This window comes from Ferrimonas sp. YIN67 (assembly GCF_057219095.1).
Window position 1 is genome coordinate 420,786 of record NZ_JBXVVJ010000001.1, and the last position, 23,694, is coordinate 444,479.

The window sequence follows — 23,694 nt, forward strand, 5'->3', positions numbered from 1 at the left end:
CAGCCAGGTTTGGGAGCAATGCAAGCCGGACCCGGTAAACTTCCCAAAAACAAGACAGCTAGCGACAAAAAAGGGGGGTCCTAGTTAACTGTTGCACTGAACTGCCTTATGCGGCTCATAGACTTAGCCGCCAGCATCCGTGTCGCGTTGGCGACAGGGCAAGTGGCACTGGAGTCCATGCACCCAGAATGACAATAAAATGCACAACGGTGAGTTGATACACAGCCCAAAAAAAGGGTGACCCTTCGGCCACCCTATTTCCTCTGGAACAATGGACTTAGCTCGCCAGTTGAGCCTGCATATGTGCCAAGCGATTGATCTGCTGCAGCGAGCCCAGGTGGGCATAGATGGGGCCCAGGGCACCGCGCTTACGCAGATCGGCAAAGGTTTCATCACTCAGTTCGTTGAGCTTCTTCTCATCGACGGTGTAGATCCCGTTGAGGTTGATCTCCTGCTCATTCACCCGAACGGTCAGGGGCTGGGTGGTCAACAGATCCAGTTCTACCAGCAGGGCAAGGAATGCACGGCTGATCTGATCGGACTCCACATACTGACCCAACTTGTCCTTACGTTGTTCAACGTAGGCAGAGAGCTTGCCCTCCTCATCAAACACCGGCTGGCCCTCTTCCTCGTTGACCAACTCACTGCTTTCATTCAGTGCCAGGATCATGGAGCCCTCCTGCTTCGCATCGGGCACCAGAACAAAGGGGTAGTGACCCACGGCGGCCGGAATGTAGATCCCCTTCCAGCGTTCACCCACAAACAGGTTCTCACCGGGCTTGAGGCCCATCATTACCACAGATTGGAACTGACCGTTTTCACTGTTCTTGACGAAGATAATGGGAAACTCAGTGGATGCAGAGACAAACTCATGCACGACGACCGGCGCAATATGCTGATCTTTAACGTGAGAAAAACCCGGGTCTTGCTTAATTTTGGTCTTGGCGTGCTTGCCTTTTTGCACTGCGGCAATTGCTGCGGTCATTCAATGACTCCGAAATAATAGTTGTCGTTAGCCGCTCTAAAACTACCGGCCTTGGGGAGCAGAGAAAAGGGGGGGACTGCACATTTTCTCCCGCTCACCGTCGTGAAGGCCAATAACATCGAGTCGATCAAGATACTCAGATCTGCTGCAGGCCGTACTTATGGATCTTTTCAATCAGGCTGCGGTGGCTGCCCAGCTGTGACAGGACCCGCTCCGCCTGCTGCAATACGGCCCGATGATGCTGGGCAAAGTGTCGTACCCCGTCCCCCCACCGGACACGCTGCTGACAGAGGCTGTCGAACTCCATGCCGTAGAGTACATAACAGTAACTGGCCAAATTAAAGACCTCGATCCGGCTATCAAAATCAAACGGGGCCGGGGTACGATAACGCCACATGGACAACCGTTCCTGTAGCCGTTCTGACATAACCGGGTTATGTCGGTTATCACGCCAGAAGTCGCTGTCTTCCCGGCGGCTCAGGCGGTAATGCAACTGGATAAAGTCCACGACTCCCTCCCAGATCTCCGTAAGCTGGCGATTGAAGCGTGTTTGTGCCGCATCCATATCGAGGCGGGAGCTGGGCAGCAGGTCGACCAGGGCCCGACACGCCGTGTCGGTCACCAAAATGGCCGTGGCTTCCAGCGGCTCAACAAATCCCTGAGACAGGCCGATGGCAACGCAATTGCTCTGCCAGAAGCGCTGGCGATATCCGATCTTCATCGGGATCTTGCGACATTCACGCCCATCCGCCACCGGTCCCAGATACGCCCTTAATGCTTGCTCTGCCGCATCGTGGCTTTGATGGCTGCTGCTGTATACATGGCCGACCCCACGACGCTGCAACAAACCTATGTCCCAGATCCAGCCTGCGCTCTGTGCCGTGGCCAGGGTAGCACTGGGGATCGCTTGATCCGCGTGTTCATAAGGCACTTGGATGGCCAACGCCGAGTCCACCATCAGCTGAGAGGACTTGTCGACGAAGCCTACCCCTTGCTGCTGGCCGATCAGGTAGCCGGCAAACCCGGAACAGTCGATAAAGAGATCGGCGGCCAGTGCCCCATGCTCCGGGGTGATCAGCTCGGCAATCGCGCCATCGGGGTGGCAACGTACATCAATCGCATTGCCATAAAGGTGTTTCACCCCTAATCGTTCCACCGCGTTATCCCGCAGCAAGCGGGCAAATTTGCTGGCATCGAAGTGATAGGCGTAATCAAACAGCCCGTCGTACTCTTTATGGGTAATGCTCTTGGGCGCCAGCCCCGCATCAACCCCCCTTCCCTGCCATGATAGGCTGTCGACAAAGCTGGCATCACCCTCGGTATTTAACCATTGGGTTGCCATCTCACCGTAACGTATGGGCTGGTGCTCAAAGGGATGGTGATAATAGTGTTTGCCCCGGCGGGCCGGATCGTCCAGCCAATTGACGAAGCAGATGGATTGCTTAAAGGTCGCGTCACACTGACGGATCACATCGCTTTCCCGGATCCCGAAGCGCTGCAGGGTTTCTCGGATCATCGGCACCGTCCCTTCCCCTACGCCTATGGTCCCTATCTCTTCAGACTCCAGCAGGGTGATCTCGATATCACTGCCCTGGGTCGCCACCGCCAGGTGATTGGCCGCCAGCCACCCTGCCGTACCTCCCCCCAGGACCAGAATTCGCCGGATCTCGCTCATTATGCACTTCCTTGTTTCGGCTTCAGTGACTTCATGCTAACGAAGGCACCGGGATAGAAAAAGACAAAAAAGCTCCGCAGTCAGACTGCGGAGCTTTCCTCTGACGCCCTGTTAGAACCTCAGGTTCACACCCACGGTGTACAGGGAGTCACGCTCGTAGGAGGTGACCGGATAACCCTGGGTAAATCGCGGGGCACCGGTATTACCGCCCAGGGCGGCATTATCATTGCCCAGTTCGATATCATCCTCACCCGTCACATTCACCGCATCGAAGGTAAACGTCAGGTTGTCGTTGAAGGCGTAGGTCAAACTCAGATCCAGGGTGCCGATATCGTCATGCAGACGATTGGCATAGAAGCCGACCTCTCGCACCATATACTCACTGCGCCAGTTGTAGGCAGCACGTGCGGTAAAGGCGTCGTTTTCATAGAAGGCCACGACATTGACATAATTCTCGGAACTGTCAGAGAACACGCCGTTACGGTCCGCAAAGTTCTCCGGATCAATGGGCGCATCGGCATAGGTGTAGTTAAATACCCCACCAAAGCCGTTATCAAAGGTGTGCATCCATTGGAACTCAACGCCCTTGATCTCGCCACCATCGCCGTTGACCCGGCTGTCTATGGTCCAGCAATCCGCACTGATACAGCCCTCAGGCAAGTTTTCCGGGGCCACACCGACCAGATCCGGCGCCTCGATCCCTACCTGCTGAACCAAACGGCGGTCGATGCGGGTGAAGTTGTCCACGTCCTTGTAGAACACACCCAATGCCACCATGGAGTTTGGCGTGTAGTACCACTCCACACCCAGATCGGCCTGATCGGCCAGATAGGGATCAAGCGCCACCGTCCCCTGGATCAGGGTTTCATTACCCGGCGTATTATCCTGCTGGCCGGCAAACTTCAAGTTGCTGAACATGTCGTCGTAGTTTGGCCGAGTCAGGACCCGAGCCGCACTGGCACGCAGGATCAGATCAGGCGTCAGATCGAAGGCAAAGTTAACGCTGGGCAACCACTCACTGTAGTCGTACTCGTCATAAACCAGGCTATCGGAGAACTGAACCCCACCATCCACAAAGCTCTGCTGGTAATAGCCGCCCTTGGCATCGGTATTGATATAGCGCACACCAAAGTTGCCGCGCATCCGATCGGCCTCATAGGTCGCCATCACATAGGCAGCCGTATTCTTCTCTTCGATCGTCGCCGTCGCCGTCTTATCTTCATTCCAGGAGGCGATCTGAGCCTGGGTGTGGGCCAGCATAAAGTCCCAGTCCGGTGCCGCGATCCGCTTACCGTCCATGCCCGCTTCCAGACTGCCATCGGTCATCTGGGATCCCGTCGGATGGAAATCGGCATCCTCTTTGTATACGGGACGGAACTGCAGAGTTTCCACCTCGTGCTTGGCATAGCGCACGCCCAGATCCAGCGCAGTGATGATCCCCCAGTCCGTATCAAACTGCAGATCCGCCTGGATGTAGCTCTCTTCATCCGTGTTGGGCTGACGCACCACCTGACTGCCCTGCAGGCCAAGCCAGCCGGTGATCTCCTCGGGTACCGCATCGGCACCGTATCCCGGGGTGTCAATCACGGCGACATCACCGGTGGCATCGATGGTCCCAACCGTCAACGACGAGTCCAGCATCGCCGCATAGTTGGTCTCAAAGGCGGTGCCACCTTTGGCCTTGGTATTGCCAAACTGGGTGCTGAAGGTATAGCTGTCACCGCTGTAGGTCAGTTTGAAATCGATGGTTTCTGAATCCATGGTGCCGCTACGGGGCCGCACATCCCAGAATACCTGATCTTCGGTATCGGCCCCCGTGGTCTTACGCAAACACAGATCACTGCCGGTCTGGCTCTGAGACGGAACGTCACAGTTTGCATCGTTGGCAATGCCGCCCTGCTGTGGCACCCAACTGGCGGTGTTGACGTTATCGGCCCCCAACTCCAGATCCAGGTAGTGCAGCGTCATATCCAGATTATCGGTCGGCGCATACTGCAGGGTCACATCGTAGGCACGGCGCTCCCGCTCCTGGCGGAAGTTTACGTCGGCGTAGCGTCCGCCCCAGACCACCAGGGCTTCCTGCCCCTTACGTTCCAGGGTGTAATCCTGATAAGCCGCTCCCACCAGGATCCCAAAATTCTCTTCCTCATTTTTCCAGCTGTAGAGGCCAGACAGGGCAGGCTCAAACTCCTCCGAACCACTCGCATATTGACCCGCAACAGAGCCAAATACCGAATTGGCATCCAATTCCAGTGGTTTACGTGTATTAACCTGAACTGTTCCCCCGACACCGCCCTCGACCAGGTTGGCCTGAGAGCTCTTGTACACCTGAACACTTGAGACCATCTCCGAGGGCAGGAGGGAGTAATTAAAAGAGCGATCGATCGCCTGCTGTGAATACCAACCGGTCGACGCGACACTTTGGCCGTTGAGCGTGGTTAAAGTCTGCTGGTTGCTCGCCCCCCGGATCGACACGGTGGCGCCTTCACCAAATTGCTTGGAAACGGCAACCCCGGGGATCCGGCTCAGTGAGTCTGCAATATTATTATCGGGAAACTTACCAATATCCTCGGCCGTGATCGCATCCACAGTCGCATTATTAAAACGCTTTTCGTTCATCGAAGCCGTTAGTGACGCTCTAAGACCCCGCACTTCGATCACTTCGACATTTTCACCGGCTTCCGCAGCGACTGCCGGTAATACGGCTCCCGTGCCTAACGCGGCCGCAATGGAGGCCGCCAACAGATGGCGCTTGTAATTATCTGAACCCATCGAGATCCCCTTCCTTGTGCTTGTTATCTGTCACTTATGTTCCATGGCGAATGACAGCGTTGTCATGGATAGAGCTTAAGTTACACAAGGCTGGTTAAAATGGCTACAGTTTTGAACAATTTTTTTAACCTTTCATATTCATTAACTTAGCTTCAAAGATTGCCGGCCTTAAAGGGAGCTCGATGCTGTAGCCTGTGTAAGCTCCCCGACAAAGTATCCCAGTTCGAACGAAGAAATGACCACAAGGTTGGCACCAGGTTAACCCTTCGTGAAGTTATATTTGGCATCGCTCGCCATCTCGAACCTTATTCGCAAAAAAGGGATTAAAATTTCATTTTTGACCTCCAGGCGGTGATCTGATCGATATTTTGATGCAGGAATCAGTAAAAAATTAACTTCTGATCAGAAAGAGTGTGTAAAATCGCTCACCAAGACGCCCAAAGTGAAAGAAAATGACATTTTGAGCCCATGTGCTCTGTCACCCCTACTCCCGACACCTTGGACCGCGCAAAAACGTGGCTATCTTCTAAGGCTGAGTCGGCGTCAAAAGAATTCTTAATACTTATAAATCGGAGTCAATAATGACCAAGATCGTAGTTGTCGGCGGTGGTGCTGGCGGTATGGAGCTGCTGGGTAAGATCGGCCGTAAACTGGGTAAAAAAGGCAAAGCCGAAATCACCCTGGTTGACGTGTGTGATCACCACATCTGGAAAGCCCTGCTGCACGAACTGGCAACCGGCAGCCTGGACGAAGGGATCAACGCCGTTGATTACCGCGTTCACGGTGCCAACACCGGCTACAAATTCGAGCAAGGTGCCCTGGCTGGCGTCGACCGCGAAAACCGCAAGGTTATCCTGGCCCCAATGAAGAACAAGGAAGGCGTTGAGATCCTGCCTGAGCGCCAGATCGATTACGACTACCTGGTACTGGGCATTGGTGCGGTAACCAACGACTTTGGGATCCCTGGCGTTCAGGAACACTGCAACTTCCTGGATCTGACCACTCAGGCCATGGATCTGCGCCAGAAGATCCTGACCAGCTTCCTGCAGTACGCGAAAAACCCGGATCACGACCACTTCGAGATCGCCATCGTAGGCTCAGGTGCCACCGGCGTAGAAATGGCCGCCGAGATGCACCACGCTGCAGACATCCTGCGTGGTTACGGCTACGAGATCCGTCCTGATCTGCTGAAAGTGAACCTGATCGAAGCCGCTGACCGCATCATGCCAGGCCTGGAGCAGGAAAGCCTGCAGCAAGCCGTTGACAAGCAACTGCGCGATCTGGGCATTGAGCTGCACACCAGCACCATGGTGACCGAAGTGACCGCCGAAGGCATGCACACCAAGTGTGGCAAGTTCATCCCGGCCGACATGATGATCTGGGCCGCTGGCGTAAAAGCCCCTGAGGTACTGAGCACTCTGGATCTGCAAACCAACCGTGGCAACCAGATCAAGGTCGGTCAGAACTGTCAGTCCATCGACGACAAGCGCATCTTCTCCTTTGGTGACTGTGCCGAGTGTCCTCAGCCAGACGGCTCTTACACTCCACCACGTGGCCAGACCGCCCGTCAGATGGCCCTGCTGATCGGTGATCACCTGATCAAGCTGCTCAAAGACGAGAACGCCGAGCTCAAGCCTTACGTCTACCACAACCTGGGCGGCTTCGTGAACATGTCCAAGTTCCACACCGTGGGCAACATGTTTACCTTTATGAAAGGCGGCGTAAACGTGCATGGCTGGCCAGCCCGCTTCGTCTACACCACCCTGTACCGTCGCCACATGCTGGCCCTGCACGGTCCGGTTAAAGGTGTCTTCATGCTGGCACTCAACGGCATGCAGCGCTGGATGCGTCCTGAGCTGAAGATCTGGTAATTCGTCCTTCGGACTCGAATTAGCGAAAAAAGGGGGAAGCCATCGGCTTCCCCCTTTTTCATCTTTTCATCGCTGGGTGTTGAACGCGAGTTCCCAGGGCTAGGCTCCGGGAAAAAGCCTGGGTTCCAGGAAAGGGCCTGGGTGCTAGGGAAAAGCCAAGGTCCCACGTCCTGGCACAACACCACTCCCCCTCATTCCAGCGTTCATCCAAAATAGAGAAGATTTAAGAACCGACAGCTAGGCACCGTATTGGGACTCGAAATAGCTTTCGATGATCACCGCCGCCGATTGGGCATCCACCGCCCCCTTGCTCAGCGCCTTATAGCCGCCCCGCTCAAACAACCTTGCCTTCGCATCTGTCGTGGTGAGACGCTCATCGTGAGTGACCGTTTCCACCCCGAACCGACCAAAGAGGCGGTTGGCAAATTTACGGGCCGCCCTGGTCACATGCTGCTCAGTGCCGTCCATATTCAGCGGCAATCCCACCACCAGCTTATCTGGCTGCCACTCCTTGATCAGCGCCTCGATCTGGTCCCAGTTGGGGATCCCATCCTGGGCTTTGATCCCCACCAGGGGGCTGGCCGTTCCAGTGATGGTCTGACCGACGGCCACCCCAATGCTCTTGGTGCCAAAATCGAATCCGAGAATTGTGCTCATGAATGTCCTACGTCGTTAGAGATCTGCCACACGTTCACGCCGAGGCGGCGGGTCGCCTCCTCCCAGCGCTGTGCATGGGGTACGGTAAAGAGAAGATCCCGAGAGGCGGGAATGACCAGCCAGGAGTTATCGGCCAGTTCCTGTTCCAGTTGACCGGCGCCCCAACCGGCATACCCCAGGGCGACCAGGGATTCACTGGGCTGACTGTCACTGCCAAAGGTACCGAGGATATCTCTGGATGTGGTGATCATCAGGCCATCAGGCAAAGCATGGCTTTGATCAAAGCCCGCCGCCGCCGTATGCAGGACGAAACCGCGATCCGGCTTCACCGGCCCACCGAGCAGAACCTGATTGGCGATGCCCGCAGGCAGGGTAAACTCCTCCCCCTTAACCGACATCTGCCGCAGCAGGTCATCCAGGGTTACATCCACAGGACGATTAATGATCAATCCCATCGCTCCCTCCTCGCTGTGGTCACACAGGTAGGTGACCGAACGGGCAAAATAGGGATCCTGCAAGGAGGGCATGGCGATCAACAGGTGGTGCTCAAGACTTTGCATAGCGAATTCCTCACCGGCCCTCACCGGGTTTAGCCCCCAGCCAACTTAACCTTATGACCTTGCTGTTCCAGCAGTGCTTTGACCTTGGCACGGTCATCCCCTTGGATCTCGATATCAAAACCTTTGACCGCCCCACCACAACCAAGTTTCTTTTTCAGTTCGCCGGCCAGTTTCTTCAAGTCCGCGGCAGGCAGACCCAGGCCGGTGATCACCATCGCCCCCTTGCCCTTGCGTCCCTTGCGCTCCATGCGGATCCGGACGATGCCGTCGCCTTGGGGGACCTCATCTTGCTGGGCCTGTGGTTTGATCCGGCCAGAGTCGGTGCTGTACACCAGATTCGAGTCACTCATAATCAATCTTCATCGAGGAAACAAGGAACAGATTGTACCAAACCCTCCCTCCTCTTGGGATCGCGGTGTCGTTCCCATGACACCTATGCCATGCTGAACACAAGCTGTGCATGGAAACAAAAATCCGGAATAAATCGCCTCGATGCGTTCCTCTTGCCGCCATGGACTGGCAGGATATGGAGAGTGCCCAGATCTCACACTGGAACAAAGCCCTGTCTGACAAGGTCTTCTCTTTAAGACAGGCCGTAACCAAGGTAAGCCCATGATGAAAAATTTATTCCTCGCCGCCACCGCCCTGTTGATGGCTGGTTGCAGCACCATCAGCACCGATGCCGATTTCGACACCGGCACAGACTTCAATCAATACCGCAGCTGGGCCTGGGTGGAAAACAGCGAAACCCCGGGTAACAAGCAATATCACATGGATGGGCTAATGGATCAGCGGATCCGGGCGGCCATAGAACGGGAGCTAACGGCCAAGGGCTTAACCCAGGTGACAACCGGTGATGCCGAGTTGCTGGTGAACTATCTCACCGAGATCGAAAAGAAGGTCAACGTCGACACCTTCTACTCCAGCTTTGGCTACCACCCCTATTACTACGGTCGTTATCCCTTCCACGGTAACGTTCAAACGGAAACTCGGGTGCGCGAATATAAAGAAGGCACCATCCTGGTGGATCTGATCGACAAGAAAACCCAGTCACTGATCTGGCGTGGCAGCGGGACCGATACGGTCAAGACGAAGCAGACACCGCAACAGCGCACCGAGCAGGTCAATACCATCGTCAACCAGATCCTGGCCCAGTTTCCGCCCCAGTGATCCCTGGGCTCGGCCCACAAATCACAACGCCCGAATCGGTAAGACTCGGGCGTTTTTAATCCGGACGAATAACCATGCCTAGCGTGGCTGAGGCAAGGCCCGGGGGCGGCCCAACTCGTTGATGGCCACGTAACTGAAGACCGCTTCGGTCACGCAATAGTGCTCATCCGAGTCCTCCACCACGGGGCGTACCCAGACTTCGAGTCGGATCTTCATCGAGGTACGCCCCCGGTGCTGCAGCTCACCGTAGACGCAGACCGCATGTCCCACCGCCACCGGCCGATGAAACGTCATGGCATCCACCGATACGGTGCAGATCCGCCCCCGGCTGATCTGCTTCGCCATCAAGCCTCCGGCGATATCCATCTGCGACATGATCCAGCCACCAAAAATATCCCCATTGGCATTGGTATCCGCAGGCATCGCCAGGGTACGCAGCAACAGTTCCCCCTGCGGGCTCTGAATCATCCAATCACTCCTTCTCAAAACGTGCCAGGGTCGATAACAGTTGCTCGACACCGGCTCGACTGATGTCCCGATGCAACACCAGGCGACTGGCCCGGCCTTCATTCAGTGACACGCGAAACCCTTCCTGCTCGAGTCTGGCCTGCAGCTGGGCTGCCTGGGTAAACTGAGCAAACACCATATTGGTATGTTGTGCCTCGAGTGTCACGCTGTCCAGATTTGCCAGCCCCTGGGCAAGATAAGTCGCATTATCATGGTCCTGTGCGAGGCACTCAACCTGCTCCCTCAACGCCAGTCGACCGGCTGCCGCCAGGATCCCGGCCTGGCGCATGCCGCCGCCCAGCATCTTACGCCAGCGCCGAGCCTTGTGGATCAACGCTTCGTCGCCGATCAGCACTGAGCCGACCGGGGCCGCTAACCCCTTGGAGAGGCAGATGGTCAAGGAGTCGAAATGCTGCGCGATGGTGGCCACGGGTACACCCTGTGCCACGGCCGCATTCATCACCCGAGCACCGTCCAGGTGAAGCTTCAAGCCTCGCTCAAACGCAAAAGCCTGCGCCTGGGCCAGGTAGTCCAACGGCAAGACCTGGCCACCTATGGTGTTCTCCAGGCTCAGCAGCCGAGTGCGGGCAAAATGGATATCATCGGGTTTGATCGCCGCAGCCAGCTTAGTCAGACACAGGCTGCCGTCCGCCTCATTCTCTATGGGCTGAGGCTGGATAGAGCCGAGCACTGCTGCACCGCCCCCCTCGAACCTGTAATTGTGGGCCTGCTGACCGCACAAGTACTCATCGCCACGCTCACAGTGGGCCATCAATGCCAGCAAGTTGGCCTGGGTGCCGGAGGGGGTAAAGAGCGCGGCCTCAAAACCGGTCAGCTGAGCCGCCTCGGCTTCCAGTGCGCACACCGTGGGATCGTCACCATAAACGTCATCCCCTACCTCGGCGCGGGCCATCGCCTGGCGCATCGCCTCGGTGGGCTGGGTCACGGTATCGGAGCGAAAATCAAACATCTGTCATTGGCCTGGAGAAAATGTGGCCATAGGGTACCAAAAGTGAAACAGGATACCGTGATCCTCGACGCCACATGAGCAGCGATCATGCGAAGGGGATTTTTCCTCGTTTTACCTCGGCTCAAAGTCAATGCAAAATGCGTCCCATCAAAACAGTTCATGTCGATACGGCTGTACTGGGGAGTTCGAGTTAGCGCCAAACTCCACCGGCATCAGCGGCACGACAGCGGCACAGGCAAAGCCTGTGTCGACCCCTTTTCAAGGAGTTCCTTATGTTGAGCGTTACCCTGTTTTCCCTGGCTCCTTTGGCCGCCGTGGCTCTGCAACGACACTTCTCTGTTGCCCCAAAGATCAACGCCTGGTGGAGCTAACGCTTCGCAAGCCAAACAAAAGCCCGCCCCCTTCCACAAAGGGGCGGGCTTTTTTGATTCTTGCGATTATTCGGCCTTGGGCATCGACTGGACGTGGAGATCCATCTGTGGGAAGGGGATCCCAATCCCGGCGGCATCCAGGGCCAGTTTGATATCCCGGGTGAGCGCGAAGTGCACCGCCCAGTAATCGGCCGTCTTCACCCAGGGGCGCACCACAAAGTTGACGGAGGAATCCGCCAGGGCCACCACCTCCACCACAGGCTCAGGACTCGCCAGCACCTGCTCGTTGCCCTTCACCGTCGCCAGCAGCACCTCTCGGGCCTGCTTAAGATCGGCATCATAAGCCACACCTATGGTCAGATCGACCCGCCGGGTCTCCTTGGCGCTGTAGTTGACGATCACCCCATCGAGGATGGCCGAGTTGGGTGCCACGATCCGCTTATTATCCGGGGTCACCAAGGTGGTAGAAAAGATGGAGATCTCCTCCACCACGCCGGCTGTGCCGGCCGCCTCAATAAAATCACCGGCCTTGCAGGGACGAAACGTCACCAGCAGAACACCGGAGGCAAAGTTGGACAGGGAACCCTGCAGCGCCAGGCCCACGGCCAGGCCAGCGGCACCGACTACAGCCACCAGCGACGCAGTCTGAACCCCAAGCTGACCCAAGACGGCGATCAGAGTGATCACAGTGATCAGCGCACTGACAATATTGCCAATAAAGCCCACCACGGTGACGTCCATCCCACGAGACGTCAGCACCTTGCGTACCATGCTGGACACTATCTTGGCCACCCAGCGACCCAGAACAAAGATCACCAGCGCCATCAAAACCTTGGTGCCATACACCATGATCAGATCCGGGCCTTTATCGACCCAGCCTTCAAACATTTCCATCGATGTCTCCTTCGACCAGAACTCTCGCCGCCACACCACGGCCACACACAGCTAACAAGTTAGCATCATGAACTCAGTCGCGCCCGAAATCTGCCAACTTCTGCATAAAAAACAGTTATAAGTGTGATCTAAACAGGGAGAGTCAGAAAAGCTGATCCTGCCTTGGCCCCTCACGGGTCATGGGCTGAATGTCACAAGGAGGGCCAGGCTCTACCCCAAGGGGCAGTATCGAGGAAAACAGCCAGGCAGACGCGGTTTCCCTTGTCAGCAGCAAAGGCATGCGGGCATGGTAGTTGGCGACCGGGTCCGTCGCGGCCGTGGTAAGCAATACCACGGCGCCCTCCTCCATGCCCCGTTGCGGCGGCCACCACAGCCCCGCCACCTGCAACAAGGGCTCGCGGGTAAAGCGGTAACCCACCTTGCCGCTTCCCTCCTGTCGCCATTCGAACCAAGCTGTCATGGGGATCAGGCAGGGGTGAGAAATACAGGCATCCCGAAACAGAGGCTTGTGCTCCACGCTCTCCCGGCGGGCATTGATCACCGGCCGGGACAGGCCAGGTAGCCGCAAGCCCCAGGGCAAACGCTGATGCATCGCCTGTTCAGCTTGGTGGTAGATCACATCGATCCCCTGGGTTGGACAGCAGCGGGCCGACGGCGTCAGTCGAAAGTATCCCCCGCCCACACCCAATTGGGTACGCACGTCGTATGCCACCGCATCCTGGGCAAATTGACCACACATGCTCTTCATCCCCTCCTCGACTTTTCGGCGGCTAAGGTGTTGCACCTGCTTAAGTTATTCAGGATATGCTAAAAATAGATAACCCCTTCAGCCAGTAAGTTACCTGCGCTTGAACCTTATTAGCCTCTTACACCTACAACATCGGCGTAGCTTGACCCAGATGCTCTGCTGCATCCTATTGGTCGGCTGCAGCAGTGTGCCCAAAGAGCAGCACCTGTCGGCCAGCTTCGCCCGGCCTCAGGCCTACCCAGGCACCCTGGCAACTGTGCTGGCCCCAGCCAAGGAAGCCCATCCTCAGCTCAGTGGCTTTGGCCTGGTTGAAAATGCCGAGGATGCCCTGCTGGTTCGGCTGGCCCTGGCAGACACCGCCGAGCATACCCTGGATCTCCAATACTACATCTGGGAGGGCGATCGGGGGGGCATTGCCCTGCTGGAGCGCATCGCCGAGGCCGCCGCCCGGGGGGTAAGAGTGCGACTGCTGCTGGACGACCACACCATCACCAGCAAGGATAAAGGCCTCAAACAACTGGCCTCCCTGCCCAACCTGCAGATCAAGCTCTATAACCCCTACGGCAAGCGCCGCTCCGGCAGTTTTGCCCGTACCCTGGCGTTTCTTGGAGAGTTTGGTCGGCTTAACCACCGCATGCACAACAAGATGATGGTGGCCGATAACCAGATCGCCGTGGTCGGCGGCCGCAACATAGGTGATGAATACTTTGGCCTGAGTCCCCAGCGAAACTTCCAGGATCTCGACCTGTTTGCCGCGGGCCCCGTGGTGGGGGATCTGTCCGCCAGTTTCGATCACTACTGGAACTCCAGCTGGTCGGTCAGCATCGAGAGCATCCACCAGCGCTCGGTGCCCCCCATCGACTTCGATGAATTGGCCGACAGGATCGAGGCGGCGTGGCAGAGCGAGGCCCCCTTGCCCTACGACATCCGCTTTAGTGAGAGCGAGCTGGAGGCGGCGATCGCGGCCCTCCCCGGCAAGCTGATCTGGGGAAAGGCCATGGTCACCGCCGATCCCCCCCGTAAGGATCTGAAAAAGAAACTGCCTGAGCACGCCGTCGCCGAAGTCATGACGGTGCTGGGAGCCGATGCCCAGCGGGAGATCCTGGTCAGCGCTCCCTATTTTGTGCCGGGGGATCTGATGATCGAAGGGATCCGTCGGCTCACCGATAAGGGGATCCGGGTGAAGATCCTGACCAACAGCCTGACGGCCACCGACGTCAAGGTGGCGCACTATGGCTATGTCAATCGCCGCCGTGAGGCACTGGAGGCCGGTGCCGAGCTCTATGAATTCCGTCCCGATGCCGCCAGTGGACGCGCCAAGCAACCCCTTGCCAAGGCTCGGGTTCCGGTCGGGTTGCACGCCAAGGTGGCGGTATATGACCGTAAGCGGGTCTACGTCGGCTCGGCGAACCTGGATCCCCGCTCCCACCTGATCAATACGGAGATCGGCCTGGTGGTGGACAACCCGGAGTTGGCCGAACTGATCGCCGATCTGATGCTGGCCGATATGGCTCCAGACTCCGCCTATCGGGTGACGCAGGAGGAGGGTCAGCTCTGCTGGCACTGGCTTGAGACAAACGCCGAACAAACGCAATGCAGCGAGCCGGACAAGGGCTTCTGGGACAGCCTGGGGATCTTCTTCAACTGGCTGCTGCCGATAGAGGGCCAGCTATAAGCCAGAGTGTCATGTTGGAGTCCGAAGGGCCTCTTTGTCTCACTGGCCGAACCGGGGCGCCCCGTTAGCCAGGTAAGCCGCTTCCTCTTCGCTATCTTCACGGCCCAGCACCGCATTACGGTGGGGAAAGCGACCGAAGCGCTCGATGATCGCCAGGTGGGCCTTCTGAAACCTCAGGGTATCGGCCACCTTGGCCAGTGCCGCTCCCTGCAAACCGGTTAACATCCGCTCCAACTGCACCACCCCCAGGAACTGATCTTCGATCTGCTCCGAATGCTGCAACGGCATATAGAAAAACAGCTTCTGCGCCAAAGGCAGGGCCTGATCCTCTCCGGACTCTATCCCCTGTTTACACAACCCCAGGGCCGTGACGTCATAGGCAAAGGCCTCGGCACGGCCCCGGTAGATATTGCGGCTGAATTGATCCAGCAGGATGATCAACGCCAGCCGTCCCTGAGGGCTGGCCAACCAATGACTCAGTTCCCCCTGAGCCGCCTGTTGATGCAGGGCGCCGAAGTGTTGGCGAATAGCACTGTCGGACAACTCGCTGGCACCAAACCAGAGCTTATCCATCGGCTCAACCGGCATCCCCTGCTCATCCAACCGGCCAAACCAAAACTCCAATACGTGATTGATCTCCATCGCCCTTTTCCTTCGCCGCATGCACTGCCCCTATCCTGCCTTGGCAAGCGGCGAAAAAAAAGCCAAAACGCGTTCCCAACGGAACAAGAAGGCTCGATTTTGCCACTCAGGATTACGGACGACCGCGTACGCCTAGGTGTTTTTGGCGCCACTCATGCCAACCCGGCGTAACCGACACGAGAAATCGACGTGATCCCGCTCGCATTTTCAGCATGCCAATCGAGCTAAAAGGCGAACAACCCACCCACTGGCGATTGCAACCCGTTTGGGATCCAGGCTCTTGCAGACGAACCCTAAGGGAGAAGCGGTTTTTTCAATTTGTCCTCTATTGACCCATCTCCAGTGAAAAAGCCATCCATGCACCCATGAGTTCGACGGCCTTAAATCTCATTCACCCGGTCACCAAAAACTTTCAAGCCATTGAATCAAAATGCTTCTATCCAGTACTTTTGCCTCAACCGAAGCGGCATACCCAGTGAAATGGATCCCGATCCGCCATAACGACTGCCGCTTCATCCTGCGCTCGCCCTCATTCGTAGGTACCCGGCGCACGACACAGCAAAAGGAATGTCACCGCCATGTCCATGAAACGCACCGCCCAGGCTGCCGCCCTCGTTACCCTCCTGCCAGCCACCAGTTTTGCCAATGACATTGATCTCTATGGCCGCCTGGTGTTGACCCTGCAAGCCAACGAGATCGCCGGGGAGAGTGAAACCAAAGTCGCCAGCCATTCATCCCGCTTTGGCGTACGGGGTAGCCACGAACTCTCCGACAGCCTAGAAGCCATCTATCAGGCCGAGTTTGGCATGAGCGTGACCACAGGCACCGCATTCAGCAACCGCAACCAGTTTGTCGGCCTGAAGGGCGACTTCGGCATGACCACCATCGGCCGCCGTGACACCGCGCTGAAAATGTCCCGAGGCAATGTCGACCAGTTCCTCACCTACGACGGCGATCTGAACAAGACCATGGGCGGCGAAGTGCGTGCCGCTCAGCAGGTGTCCTACTCCACCCCGGTGATCGCCAACCTGCTGCGCGGTGAAGTGACCTACCTGGCCGAAGAGGGCAACGGCGAGCACGGCGTCTCCATGGCCGTCATGCTGGGGGATCCCCGCTACGGCAAACAGCCCTTCTATGCCGCCATGGCCTACGACAGCGAGGTCGCCAACCGCGACATCCTGCGGATCACCGTCGGCGGCAAGATCGCCGGCCTGGAATTGGGTGCCATCTACTCCGATGAAGAGATCATCAGCGACGACAACGCCGCTCCGGCGGGCGCCAGTGGCGATGCCTATCTGGTGTCTGCCGCTTACGGCTTCGGCGACTACCGCGTCATGGCCCAGTACAGCGATGGCAACGTGCCCGGAAAAGCCAGCACCACCTATACACTGGGGGGTGAGTACAAACTCTCCCGTCAGCTGCGCCTGAACACCTACTACACAGGCGTCGAGTTCGACAATCGGAATGACGACGACCGCTACCTCGCCGTCGGCCTGCGTTACGACTTCTAAACCCTATTGGTTCGCACCACAGACGGCTCACTCAGGCGCGTCTGTGGTGTGCACGCCCTAGCCCTATTGTTTCGAGACCCGCTTATGTTCATCAACAAAAAGTCCTGTGCGGCCCTGCTGCTCACCGCCCTCCTGCCCTTTACGGCCCTGGCTCACAGTGGTAACCACACCATCAAGCTGGCTACCACCACCAGCACCGACAACTCAGGTCTGCTGGCCTACCTGCTGCCCACCTTTGAAAAGCAGAGCGGCTACCAGGTCCAGGTGATCGCCACCGGCACCGGCAAGGCCCTGCGCCACGGTCGCAATGGCGACGTGGATCTGGTGATGACCCACGCCCCCGCCGCCGAAGCCGCCTTTGTCGAAGAGGGCTACGGCCGCCAACCCCGCCAACTGATGGCCAATGACTTCGTGGTGCTTGGGCCGAAAGCCGATCCGGCCGGACTGCGCAACGCCAAGAACGCCATCGAAGCGTTCAGCAAGATCGCCAAGCAAAAGCAGGGGTTTGTCTCCCGGGGCGACGAGTCCGGCACCCATATGAAAGAGCTGGCACTGTGGCAACAGGCGGGGATCAGCACCGACTTCACCGGCTATGCCGCCATCGGTCAGGGCATGGGCCCGGCCATGCTCACCGCCAATGAAATGGGCGCCTATGTGCTGGCCGACCGGGGCACCTACCTGGCCTTTATCCACAAGCTGGATCTGGAGGTGGTGTTTGAAGGCGATGCCAGCCTGCTTAATCCCTACCAGGTGATCTTGCTTAACAAAGAAAAATACAGCGATCTCAACCATGAAGGCGCCCGGGCCTTCAGCGACTGGCTGGTCAGCGATCAGGGTCAGCAGATGATCGACAGCTTCACCATCAACGGCCAGCCGCTGTTTAAAGCCAGCTATCAATAACAGCCTCCGGCAAGCCCCACCTCAAAAGGGCCGAGATGGAACGCCATCTCGGCCCTTTCTGTTTAAAGCTTTCACGCACAGCATGAGCGGGTGCTCGGTACCAGGATCGCTGCGCTGCAGGGCTCTCGGAAGCGCCAGCTCGATAGGCCGGTCGGTGGCCAAAAGCGGCCATTCGGTTGGAGAAAAATGCTTGCCGTAGGTTAGGTTAGCGAGCGCTTTTTTCGCGTAACCTGACATTGAGATCTGGATTCGGTCTCGTGAAGCTGTGCCAGTAGAGAAGCCGCTGCCGTAGGTCAGGCGAGCGCTCTTTTCGCGTAACCTGACATTGAGATCTGGGTTCAGCCGCTGTGTCAGGTTACGGCACATTGAGGTTTATGGTCATGGCTACATAAGTGCGCGCTCTGACCTACGTCGAGATCTTTATGCCTGTTCGACATAGTTACCCGTGCCCATACTTCGTGTTTCGGTAGGCGACGATCCCATGTGGTGAGGCCGGTAGGTTACGCCGCTGCGCGGCTAACCAACCCTACGAAGCGCGGCATCTGATAGTTGGCCGGTGTGTGGCGAAACCGGCCTCCTAAATCCAATGCCCCACCTTGTACTTTCGCCGACTTCGAGGACGGCGCTGTCCTCGAAACTCAGTGCTCGTGCGTTAACGCCAATCCGAAATAGACCCACGAACAGCGCCGCCGCAGGGAGGCAAAGGGGGTTGTTAGGGGGCGAAGCCCCCTGGCCTGCCGTCGCCAGCGCGACAACCCAGGTTGGTGAACCACAAAGCGAACATGCCGCAGGCATCCACCACATAGAGTGTGATGACCCCTTTGGGGCACAACCAGCCCTCCGCAGGCGTGTTCAACTACGTTGGGCTTCGCTGTGCTCAACGCCAACCTTCGCGAAGGGGCCATATACAGGGGAAAAAGGGCTGTTATGGACCGAAACCAGCCCTCGGCGCCTGAGATCCCCAAAACGGCCAATGCCCAATACAGGAAAGCCTGCACAGGGCAGGCTTTCCACGATATCACTCTGTCAGAGTCAGCATCAGGCCGACACTCTTTCCTCCGGATGGTGTGACCCATCCCGAAGCCAGCCCATGTCGCCCATGATGGCGTAGGCACAGGGGATCATAAAGAGCACCAGCAGGGTCGAGGCGAAGATCCCAAAGACGATGGAGACCACCATGGGTTTCACTACCTGGGCCTGCAGGCTGGTTTCCAATAGCAGTGGGAACAGGCCCGCCGCCGTGGTCAGCGAGGTCAGGAACACGGCACGGAAACGCTCCCGGCTGGCCTCCACCACGGCGTCGAGCACCTCGGCGCCCCGCTCCATATGGTGACGGATGTACTGCACCAGCAAGATGGAGTCATTGACCACCACCCCGGCCAAAGAGACAAAGCCCATGATGGAGGGCATGGAGAGATCGTAGCCGGTCAGCCAGTGACCCCAGAGCACGCCAATAAGCGCCAGGGGGATGGCGATCATCACCACCGCCGGCTCCCGGTAGCTGCGAAACTGCAGGCTGAGGATGGCGTAAATGCCAAACAGGCCGAGCAGGAAGCCACGCTTCATGGAGTCCCCGGTCTCCTTGTTGTTCTTGGCCTCGCCTTCGAACTCAAACCGCACGCTGGGGTACTGCGCCTGAAGCTTGGGGATCTCGTCCACGATCAACTGACGGCGAATGTCACTGGCGTTGGCCACCCGATTGTCGACGCTGCCAAACACGGTGACGGTGCGCAGCCCCTCATAGCGCTGAATACGCACATAGCCCCGTTGCCAGGTCAGGGTCGCCACACTGGCCAGAGGAACCTGACTGCCGTCGGCCAGCATGATGGGGAAGCGCGACAGGGCATCCAGATCGGCGGCATCGCCTTTGTCCAGCTGCACCATCACCCGCAGGTTTTCCGCGCCCAGCTGGATCTCATCGGCCAAAGAGCCGTAGTAAGCACTTCGCAACTGACTGGCCACCAGCTGGCCGGAGATCCCATAGCTTTCCGCCCCGGGGCGCAGCTGTACCAGCAGCTCCTCCTTACCCGGCCGCATGTCATCGAGCAGGTTATGGACGCCGTTAAACTGTCCCAGGTATTGCTGCACCGCCACGGAGACCTGTTTCAGCTCGGCCAGATCGTCGCCCCGCAGGCGCAGCTCGATGGCGCGACCGCTGGGACCGTGCATCGGCTGGCTGAATACCAGAGAGAGGGGCTCCGCCAGCTCACCGGCTTCGATGCGCCAGTCCGCCAGAAAATCCTCGATGCGACTGCTGCGGATCTCCGCACCGCGCAGATCCAGGCGCACGGTGGCCACATGAGGGCCGGACTCCCCCGCGTCCATGTTGAAGTTAAACTGCTCGGCCCGGTGCAGGATCAGCGGCTCGCCGCCCTCAAACTCTCGGCTGTAGCGCTCGGCCACCCGCTCGGCGGCGGCACTCAAGTGAGCAACCACTTGCTCGGTACGGTGCAGCGGCGCGCCCGGTGGCAGGATCACCCGAGCTTCGGCCACATCACCATCCAGCTCAGGGAAACCGCTGAACTTCACCGCGCCCCCCGCCACCAGGGCAATCGAGGCAAACAGCAAGCCGATGACGCCGCCGAAGAAGCCGTAACGACGCTGCACCGCCCAGCGCACCGCAGGCACCAACTTGTCATTGCGAAACCCTTCGAAGCCACCGATGAAGTCGGCCTTGGCCTGCTCTGCCCTCAGGCGCCAGCGCGGCTTGGCCTTGGGCAGGATCCCTTGTTCGATCCGGGCCTGAGCCGCTTGTTGCCGAGCCTGCTGCTTGTGCATCGAGTGAGCCAGGTGAGCGGGCAAGATCAAGAAGGCTTCCAGCAGCGAGATGGAGAGCACCAGCAGCAATACCCGAGGCACCGCGCCGAGCACGGCGCCCATCTGGCCATCGAGAAACAGCATGCCGCCGAAGATGCAGATGGTGGTCAGGTAGCTGGACAACACCCCGGGAAACACTTTCTTGACCCCGGCGATCACCGCCTCGTCCACCGACATTCCCCGCTCCATATGGGCGGCGATGGACTCGGAGATCACGATGGCGTCGTCCATCAGGATGCCGATCGCCATCAACAGGGCCACCAGCGACATGATGTTGATGGAGATCCCCAGTACCGACATCAGGTAGATGGCGCCGAGGAAGGAGACCGGTAGGCCCGCAGCCACCCAGAAGGAGTAGCGCAGCGAGAAAAACAACCACATCACCAGAAACACCAGGACGATCCCCTGGGCGCCGTTGTTGATCATCATGGTGAGACGATCCCACAGCAGGGATGAGAGATCGTTAGAGAGCACCAACTCCAGGCCATCCGGGGCACGCAACTGCTCCTGGGCGATAAACTCGGCCACCTTCTCCTTGACTCGCAGCGCATCCTCCGCCTTGTTTTTGCTGATCTTCAGCACCGCCGACGGCTTGCCATCAAACAGCGTCTTGGCTTCATCCAGCTCAAACTGATCGGTGATGGTGGCGATCTCATTCAGGCGCACCACGGCGCCATCGGCACTGGCCGCCACCACCAACTGACCCAAGGTTTCCGGCGTCACCCGGCGCTCGTCGAAGCGGACCATCAGGTTACGATCACCGGTCTCGATGTTGCCCGCCGGCATCATGGTGTTCTGCTGACGCACCTGAGTGGCCACATCATTGACGGACAAGCCGTGGCGGCGCAGCGCAGACTCCGACAACTCGACTCGCAACAGATGGTTGGAAAACCCGGCAACATTGACCAGGGCTACGCCGGCGTCCACCTTCAGGCGGCGCTTAAGATCTTCCGCATAGGCCTTGATCTGGGGCAATGGCAGATCGGCGCTGATCGCCACATCGATCACCGGCTCGGTCCACTCCAGCTCCTCCACCACAGGGGGTTCGATCTCACTGGGGAAGTCTTTGATGGCACGAATGCGGGTCTGAACGTCCATCAGCATCCGGGTCATGTCGGCCTTGTCATTCACCTTCAACCGCAGGCTGGCCAACCCTTCACTGGCCTGACAGCTGGTTTCGTCGATGTTGGACAGGCCATCCACCGCATCTTCCATGCGCAGACAGAGGTTCTGCTCCGCCTGCAGCGCGGTCGCCCCCGGATACACAACGGTGGCGCCGATGTAGTTGAACTTAAACTCAGGGAAAGTTTCCCGTTTGACGCTGCCAACGCTGAGCAGGCCCACCATCAACAGCAGCGCCATCAACAGGTTGGCCGCGGTGGGGTGGCGTACGAACCAACGGATCATGGTGCGGTCTCCTCAGCCACATCCTCGGCCGGCGCACCGTCAAGGACAGTGTCCTGTTTGGTGCGCAGGCTCATGCCCGGCACGGCGGGCAGCAGATCATTGAGCACCACCCGCTCACCGGCTTGAATGTCCCCCTCCACGGCCACCCTGTCACCCTGGCGGAAGCGCACGGTCACCGGCACGATACGCAGTTGATGGTCTTCACTCATCAGGTACAGGGTGTCACCACGCAGGGCCCGGGCCGGAACCACGTAGGCGGACTGCTCGGCTCCGACGATCGCCGCGCTGACAAACAGCCCGCTGATCAGCGGCGGCTTCTCGGCCAGATCCAGATTGGCGTAGTCTTGTTCGATCTCAAGGACCACGCCGACGGTCGCCTGGTTGGGATCCACCGACTCACGCACCCGCACCACGGTGGCGGGCCAACTGGCGGCGAAACGACCGCTGTCCAGTTGTACCGACGCGCTCAGACCCAGGTTTGCCACATCCAGATCCCCGCGTACCGGCATGGGGCCGTCCAGCAGGCTGCGAATGTCATGAAGGGAGACAGCCGCCTCCACTTCCATCACGTCGATGCCGTGCACCTCCACCAGTACCTGGTTGGCGGTCACCACCTGATCGGTCTCCACATTTACCTGGGCAATGCGGCCATCAAACGGCATCACGATGCGGGTCTGCCTGAGGCGGCGCTCGGCATCCGCTACTCCGGCCTGTGCCACTTTCAGCTGTGCCTGCGCTACTTTGCGATCGTCCGGCAGCAGCAGCCGTTGATTTTCCAGCTCCTGCACCAGCTTACGCTGGGCCAGCAGGCTCTGCCGCTGGCCGTCCAGCTCGGACTCAGACACCAGGCCACGGGCTTTCAATGTGGCTTTGCGTTCGGTTTCCGTTTGGACCAACATCAGACGGCCCTGTTCAAGCTCCAGGCTGGCCTTCAGGTTGACCTCATTTTGCGCCAACCGGGTCAACTGAGCCTTAGCCATGTTGCGATCCGCTTCGGCTTGGGCCAGGCGCAGCTCATACTCCAGCGGATCCACTTCAAGCAGCACGGTCCCTTGTTTGAGCAGACGACCGGTCTCCAGCTCAGCATGGCGTACCCGCACCGGACCACTGATCTCCGCCACCGCCTGCCAGATCACCTTGGGCTGCACCCGGCCAAAGCCGGTGATCTGCGGCGCCAGAGTCTGTTTTTCCAACGCAACGACTTCCACCAGGCGAGCCCGTTCATAGGCCTCGTTAACCGGTGCACCAGGCCTCAGTACCACGGCCAGCACCAGGATCAGGACACCAGAGAGGATCCCTAAGGGGAGCCAGCGTTTCTTGGGAATGCGTTTCATCGTCGTTCTGCCAAAAGTCTATTACGTGGGGCGCCACAAGGTGTCGCACCAGTCCAGATAAATAAGGGGAGCTCAATGCGGGGAACACCAAACCTTTGCCACGCGGGTCTAAGTAAAATGCATTGCTCTGTCACCCGATGGGGAATAGCCCATAGAGGGGCCGCAAGGTCATCGAACGCAAGGCCCGACGCTTCGGCGAATTCTATGCCTTAGCAAGAGTCCAAGGCA

General features: G+C 58.3%; 18 protein-coding genes. 5 read left to right on the forward strand and 13 right to left on the reverse strand.

Going from position 1 to position 23,694, the window contains the following annotated elements; translation table 11 throughout:
* Window positions 1-277 precede the first annotated feature (277 nt).
* The 3 genes from AC2D8U_RS01530 to AC2D8U_RS01540 all read right to left on the reverse strand — a co-directional run bounded on the left by AC2D8U_RS01530 (window position 278) and on the right by AC2D8U_RS01540 (window position 5,432).
* Entirely contained in the window at window positions 278-985 is a 708-nt protein-coding gene (locus AC2D8U_RS01530) for a SapC family protein (protein WP_484617271.1), read from the reverse strand.
* Window positions 986-1,121: 136 nt separating this feature from the next.
* Window positions 1,122-2,660, reverse strand: coding sequence for a tryptophan halogenase family protein (locus AC2D8U_RS01535; protein ID WP_484617272.1), 1,539 nt, complete (start codon window positions 2,658-2,660; stop codon window positions 1,122-1,124).
* Between the two features lie 111 nt (window positions 2,661-2,771).
* Window positions 2,772-5,432, reverse strand: a complete 2,661-nt coding sequence (locus tag AC2D8U_RS01540) for a TonB-dependent receptor (RefSeq protein ID WP_484617273.1) — start codon at window positions 5,430-5,432, stop codon at window positions 2,772-2,774.
* Window positions 5,433-6,013: 581 nt separating this feature from the next.
* Here AC2D8U_RS01540 and AC2D8U_RS01545 point away from each other — a divergent pair.
* On the forward strand, window positions 6,014-7,303 hold the full coding sequence (locus AC2D8U_RS01545; RefSeq protein ID WP_484617274.1) for an NAD(P)/FAD-dependent oxidoreductase: 1,290 nt from the start codon (window positions 6,014-6,016) through the stop codon (window positions 7,301-7,303).
* A 237-nt stretch (window positions 7,304-7,540) separates the two neighbouring features.
* On the opposite strand, the gene ruvX is transcribed toward AC2D8U_RS01545, so the two are convergent.
* From ruvX to yciH, 3 genes are read right to left on the reverse strand one after another with little or no spacing between them, the layout of a single operon-like run.
* Complete coding sequence (ruvX, locus tag AC2D8U_RS01550) at window positions 7,541-7,960, reverse strand: Holliday junction resolvase RuvX (protein WP_484617275.1); 420 nt, start codon at window positions 7,958-7,960, stop codon at window positions 7,541-7,543.
* Window positions 7,957-8,520 (reverse strand): YqgE/AlgH family protein, encoded by a 564-nt coding sequence (locus AC2D8U_RS01555; RefSeq protein ID WP_484617276.1) that lies wholly within the window; start codon window positions 8,518-8,520, stop codon window positions 7,957-7,959. The genes ruvX and AC2D8U_RS01555 overlap by 4 nt, the downstream gene beginning before the upstream one ends.
* 29 nt (window positions 8,521-8,549) lie before the next feature.
* Window positions 8,550-8,870: a stress response translation initiation inhibitor YciH gene (yciH, locus tag AC2D8U_RS01560; RefSeq protein ID WP_484617277.1), complete on the reverse strand. Its 321-nt coding sequence runs from the start codon at window positions 8,868-8,870 to the stop codon at window positions 8,550-8,552.
* A gap of 262 nt (window positions 8,871-9,132) precedes the next feature.
* On the opposite strand from yciH, the gene AC2D8U_RS01565 reads away from it, so the two are divergent.
* On the forward strand, window positions 9,133-9,690 hold the full coding sequence (locus tag AC2D8U_RS01565; RefSeq protein WP_484617278.1) for a DUF4136 domain-containing protein: 558 nt from the start codon (window positions 9,133-9,135) through the stop codon (window positions 9,688-9,690).
* Window positions 9,691-9,768: 78 nt separating this feature from the next.
* On the opposite strand, the gene yciA is transcribed toward AC2D8U_RS01565, so the two are convergent.
* The 4 genes from yciA to AC2D8U_RS01585 all read right to left on the reverse strand — a co-directional run bounded on the left by yciA (window position 9,769) and on the right by AC2D8U_RS01585 (window position 13,180).
* Complete coding sequence (gene yciA, locus AC2D8U_RS01570) at window positions 9,769-10,158, reverse strand: acyl-CoA thioester hydrolase YciA (RefSeq protein WP_484617279.1); 390 nt, start codon at window positions 10,156-10,158, stop codon at window positions 9,769-9,771.
* A 4-nt stretch (window positions 10,159-10,162) separates the two neighbouring features.
* Window positions 10,163-11,167: a low-specificity L-threonine aldolase gene (ltaE, locus tag AC2D8U_RS01575; protein ID WP_484617280.1), complete on the reverse strand. Its 1,005-nt coding sequence runs from the start codon at window positions 11,165-11,167 to the stop codon at window positions 10,163-10,165.
* Window positions 11,168-11,604: 437 nt separating this feature from the next.
* Entirely contained in the window at window positions 11,605-12,432 is an 828-nt protein-coding gene (locus tag AC2D8U_RS01580) for a mechanosensitive ion channel family protein (protein ID WP_484617281.1), read from the reverse strand.
* Window positions 12,433-12,574: 142 nt separating this feature from the next.
* Window positions 12,575-13,180: an SOS response-associated peptidase gene (locus AC2D8U_RS01585; RefSeq protein WP_484617282.1), complete on the reverse strand. Its 606-nt coding sequence runs from the start codon at window positions 13,178-13,180 to the stop codon at window positions 12,575-12,577.
* A 151-nt stretch (window positions 13,181-13,331) separates the two neighbouring features.
* Here AC2D8U_RS01585 and AC2D8U_RS01590 point away from each other — a divergent pair, with 151 nt between their 5' ends.
* On the forward strand, window positions 13,332-14,855 hold the full coding sequence (locus AC2D8U_RS01590) for a phospholipase D family protein (RefSeq protein WP_484617697.1): 1,524 nt from the start codon (window positions 13,332-13,334) through the stop codon (window positions 14,853-14,855).
* 39 nt (window positions 14,856-14,894) lie between these two features.
* On the opposite strand, the gene AC2D8U_RS01595 is transcribed toward AC2D8U_RS01590, so the two are convergent.
* A complete protein-coding gene (locus AC2D8U_RS01595) occupies window positions 14,895-15,497 on the reverse strand; it encodes a DUF924 family protein (RefSeq protein ID WP_484617283.1) in 603 nt (200 codons plus the stop codon).
* A gap of 578 nt (window positions 15,498-16,075) precedes the next feature.
* On the opposite strand from AC2D8U_RS01595, the gene AC2D8U_RS01600 reads away from it, so the two are divergent.
* Window positions 16,076-17,008: a porin gene (locus AC2D8U_RS01600; protein WP_484617284.1), complete on the forward strand. Its 933-nt coding sequence runs from the start codon at window positions 16,076-16,078 to the stop codon at window positions 17,006-17,008.
* A gap of 84 nt (window positions 17,009-17,092) precedes the next feature.
* Window positions 17,093-17,908 carry an ABC transporter substrate-binding protein gene (locus AC2D8U_RS01605; RefSeq protein ID WP_484617285.1) on the forward strand — a complete coding sequence of 272 codons (816 nt, stop codon included), beginning with the start codon at window positions 17,093-17,095 and terminating at the stop codon, window positions 17,906-17,908.
* 1,038 nt (window positions 17,909-18,946) lie between these two features.
* Here the strand turns inward: AC2D8U_RS01605 and AC2D8U_RS01610 are convergent.
* Window positions 18,947-22,132: an efflux RND transporter permease subunit gene (locus tag AC2D8U_RS01610; RefSeq protein ID WP_484617286.1), complete on the reverse strand. Its 3,186-nt coding sequence runs from the start codon at window positions 22,130-22,132 to the stop codon at window positions 18,947-18,949.
* Entirely contained in the window at window positions 22,129-23,466 is a 1,338-nt protein-coding gene (locus AC2D8U_RS01615; protein ID WP_484617287.1) for an efflux RND transporter periplasmic adaptor subunit, read from the reverse strand. The genes AC2D8U_RS01610 and AC2D8U_RS01615 overlap by 4 nt, the downstream gene beginning before the upstream one ends.
* Window positions 23,467-23,694 lie beyond the last annotated feature (228 nt).

Bases quoted from the DNA above. Each gene is read 5' to 3' on its own strand.
- ruvX (WP_484617275.1), bottom strand. From the start codon at position 7,960: ATGAGCACAATTCTCGGATTCGATTTTGGCACCAAGAGCATTGGGGTG.
- ltaE (WP_484617280.1), bottom strand. From the start codon at position 11,167: ATGTTTGATTTTCGCTCCGATACCGTGACCCAGCCCACCGAGGCGATG.
- AC2D8U_RS01600 (WP_484617284.1), top strand. From the start codon at position 16,076: ATGTCCATGAAACGCACCGCCCAGGCTGCCGCCCTCGTTACCCTCCTG.
- AC2D8U_RS01555 (WP_484617276.1), bottom strand. From the start codon at position 8,520: ATGCAAAGTCTTGAGCACCACCTGTTGATCGCCATGCCCTCCTTGCAG.
- yciH (WP_484617277.1), bottom strand. From the start codon at position 8,870: ATGAGTGACTCGAATCTGGTGTACAGCACCGACTCTGGCCGGATCAAA.
- yciA (WP_484617279.1), bottom strand. From the start codon at position 10,158: ATGATTCAGAGCCCGCAGGGGGAACTGTTGCTGCGTACCCTGGCGATG.
- AC2D8U_RS01595 (WP_484617283.1), bottom strand. From the start codon at position 15,497: ATGGAGATCAATCACGTATTGGAGTTTTGGTTTGGCCGGTTGGATGAG.
- AC2D8U_RS01530 (WP_484617271.1), bottom strand. From the start codon at position 985: ATGACCGCAGCAATTGCCGCAGTGCAAAAAGGCAAGCACGCCAAGACC.
- AC2D8U_RS01540 (WP_484617273.1), bottom strand. From the start codon at position 5,432: ATGGGTTCAGATAATTACAAGCGCCATCTGTTGGCGGCCTCCATTGCG.
- AC2D8U_RS01590 (WP_484617697.1), top strand. From the start codon at position 13,332: ATGCTCTGCTGCATCCTATTGGTCGGCTGCAGCAGTGTGCCCAAAGAG.
- AC2D8U_RS01605 (WP_484617285.1), top strand. From the start codon at position 17,093: ATGTTCATCAACAAAAAGTCCTGTGCGGCCCTGCTGCTCACCGCCCTC.
- AC2D8U_RS01545 (WP_484617274.1), top strand. From the start codon at position 6,014: ATGACCAAGATCGTAGTTGTCGGCGGTGGTGCTGGCGGTATGGAGCTG.
- AC2D8U_RS01565 (WP_484617278.1), top strand. From the start codon at position 9,133: ATGATGAAAAATTTATTCCTCGCCGCCACCGCCCTGTTGATGGCTGGT.
- AC2D8U_RS01585 (WP_484617282.1), bottom strand. From the start codon at position 13,180: ATGAAGAGCATGTGTGGTCAATTTGCCCAGGATGCGGTGGCATACGAC.
- AC2D8U_RS01610 (WP_484617286.1), bottom strand. From the start codon at position 22,132: ATGATCCGTTGGTTCGTACGCCACCCCACCGCGGCCAACCTGTTGATG.
- AC2D8U_RS01615 (WP_484617287.1), bottom strand. From the start codon at position 23,466: ATGAAACGCATTCCCAAGAAACGCTGGCTCCCCTTAGGGATCCTCTCT.
- AC2D8U_RS01580 (WP_484617281.1), bottom strand. From the start codon at position 12,432: ATGGAAATGTTTGAAGGCTGGGTCGATAAAGGCCCGGATCTGATCATG.
- AC2D8U_RS01535 (WP_484617272.1), bottom strand. From the start codon at position 2,660: ATGAGCGAGATCCGGCGAATTCTGGTCCTGGGGGGAGGTACGGCAGGG.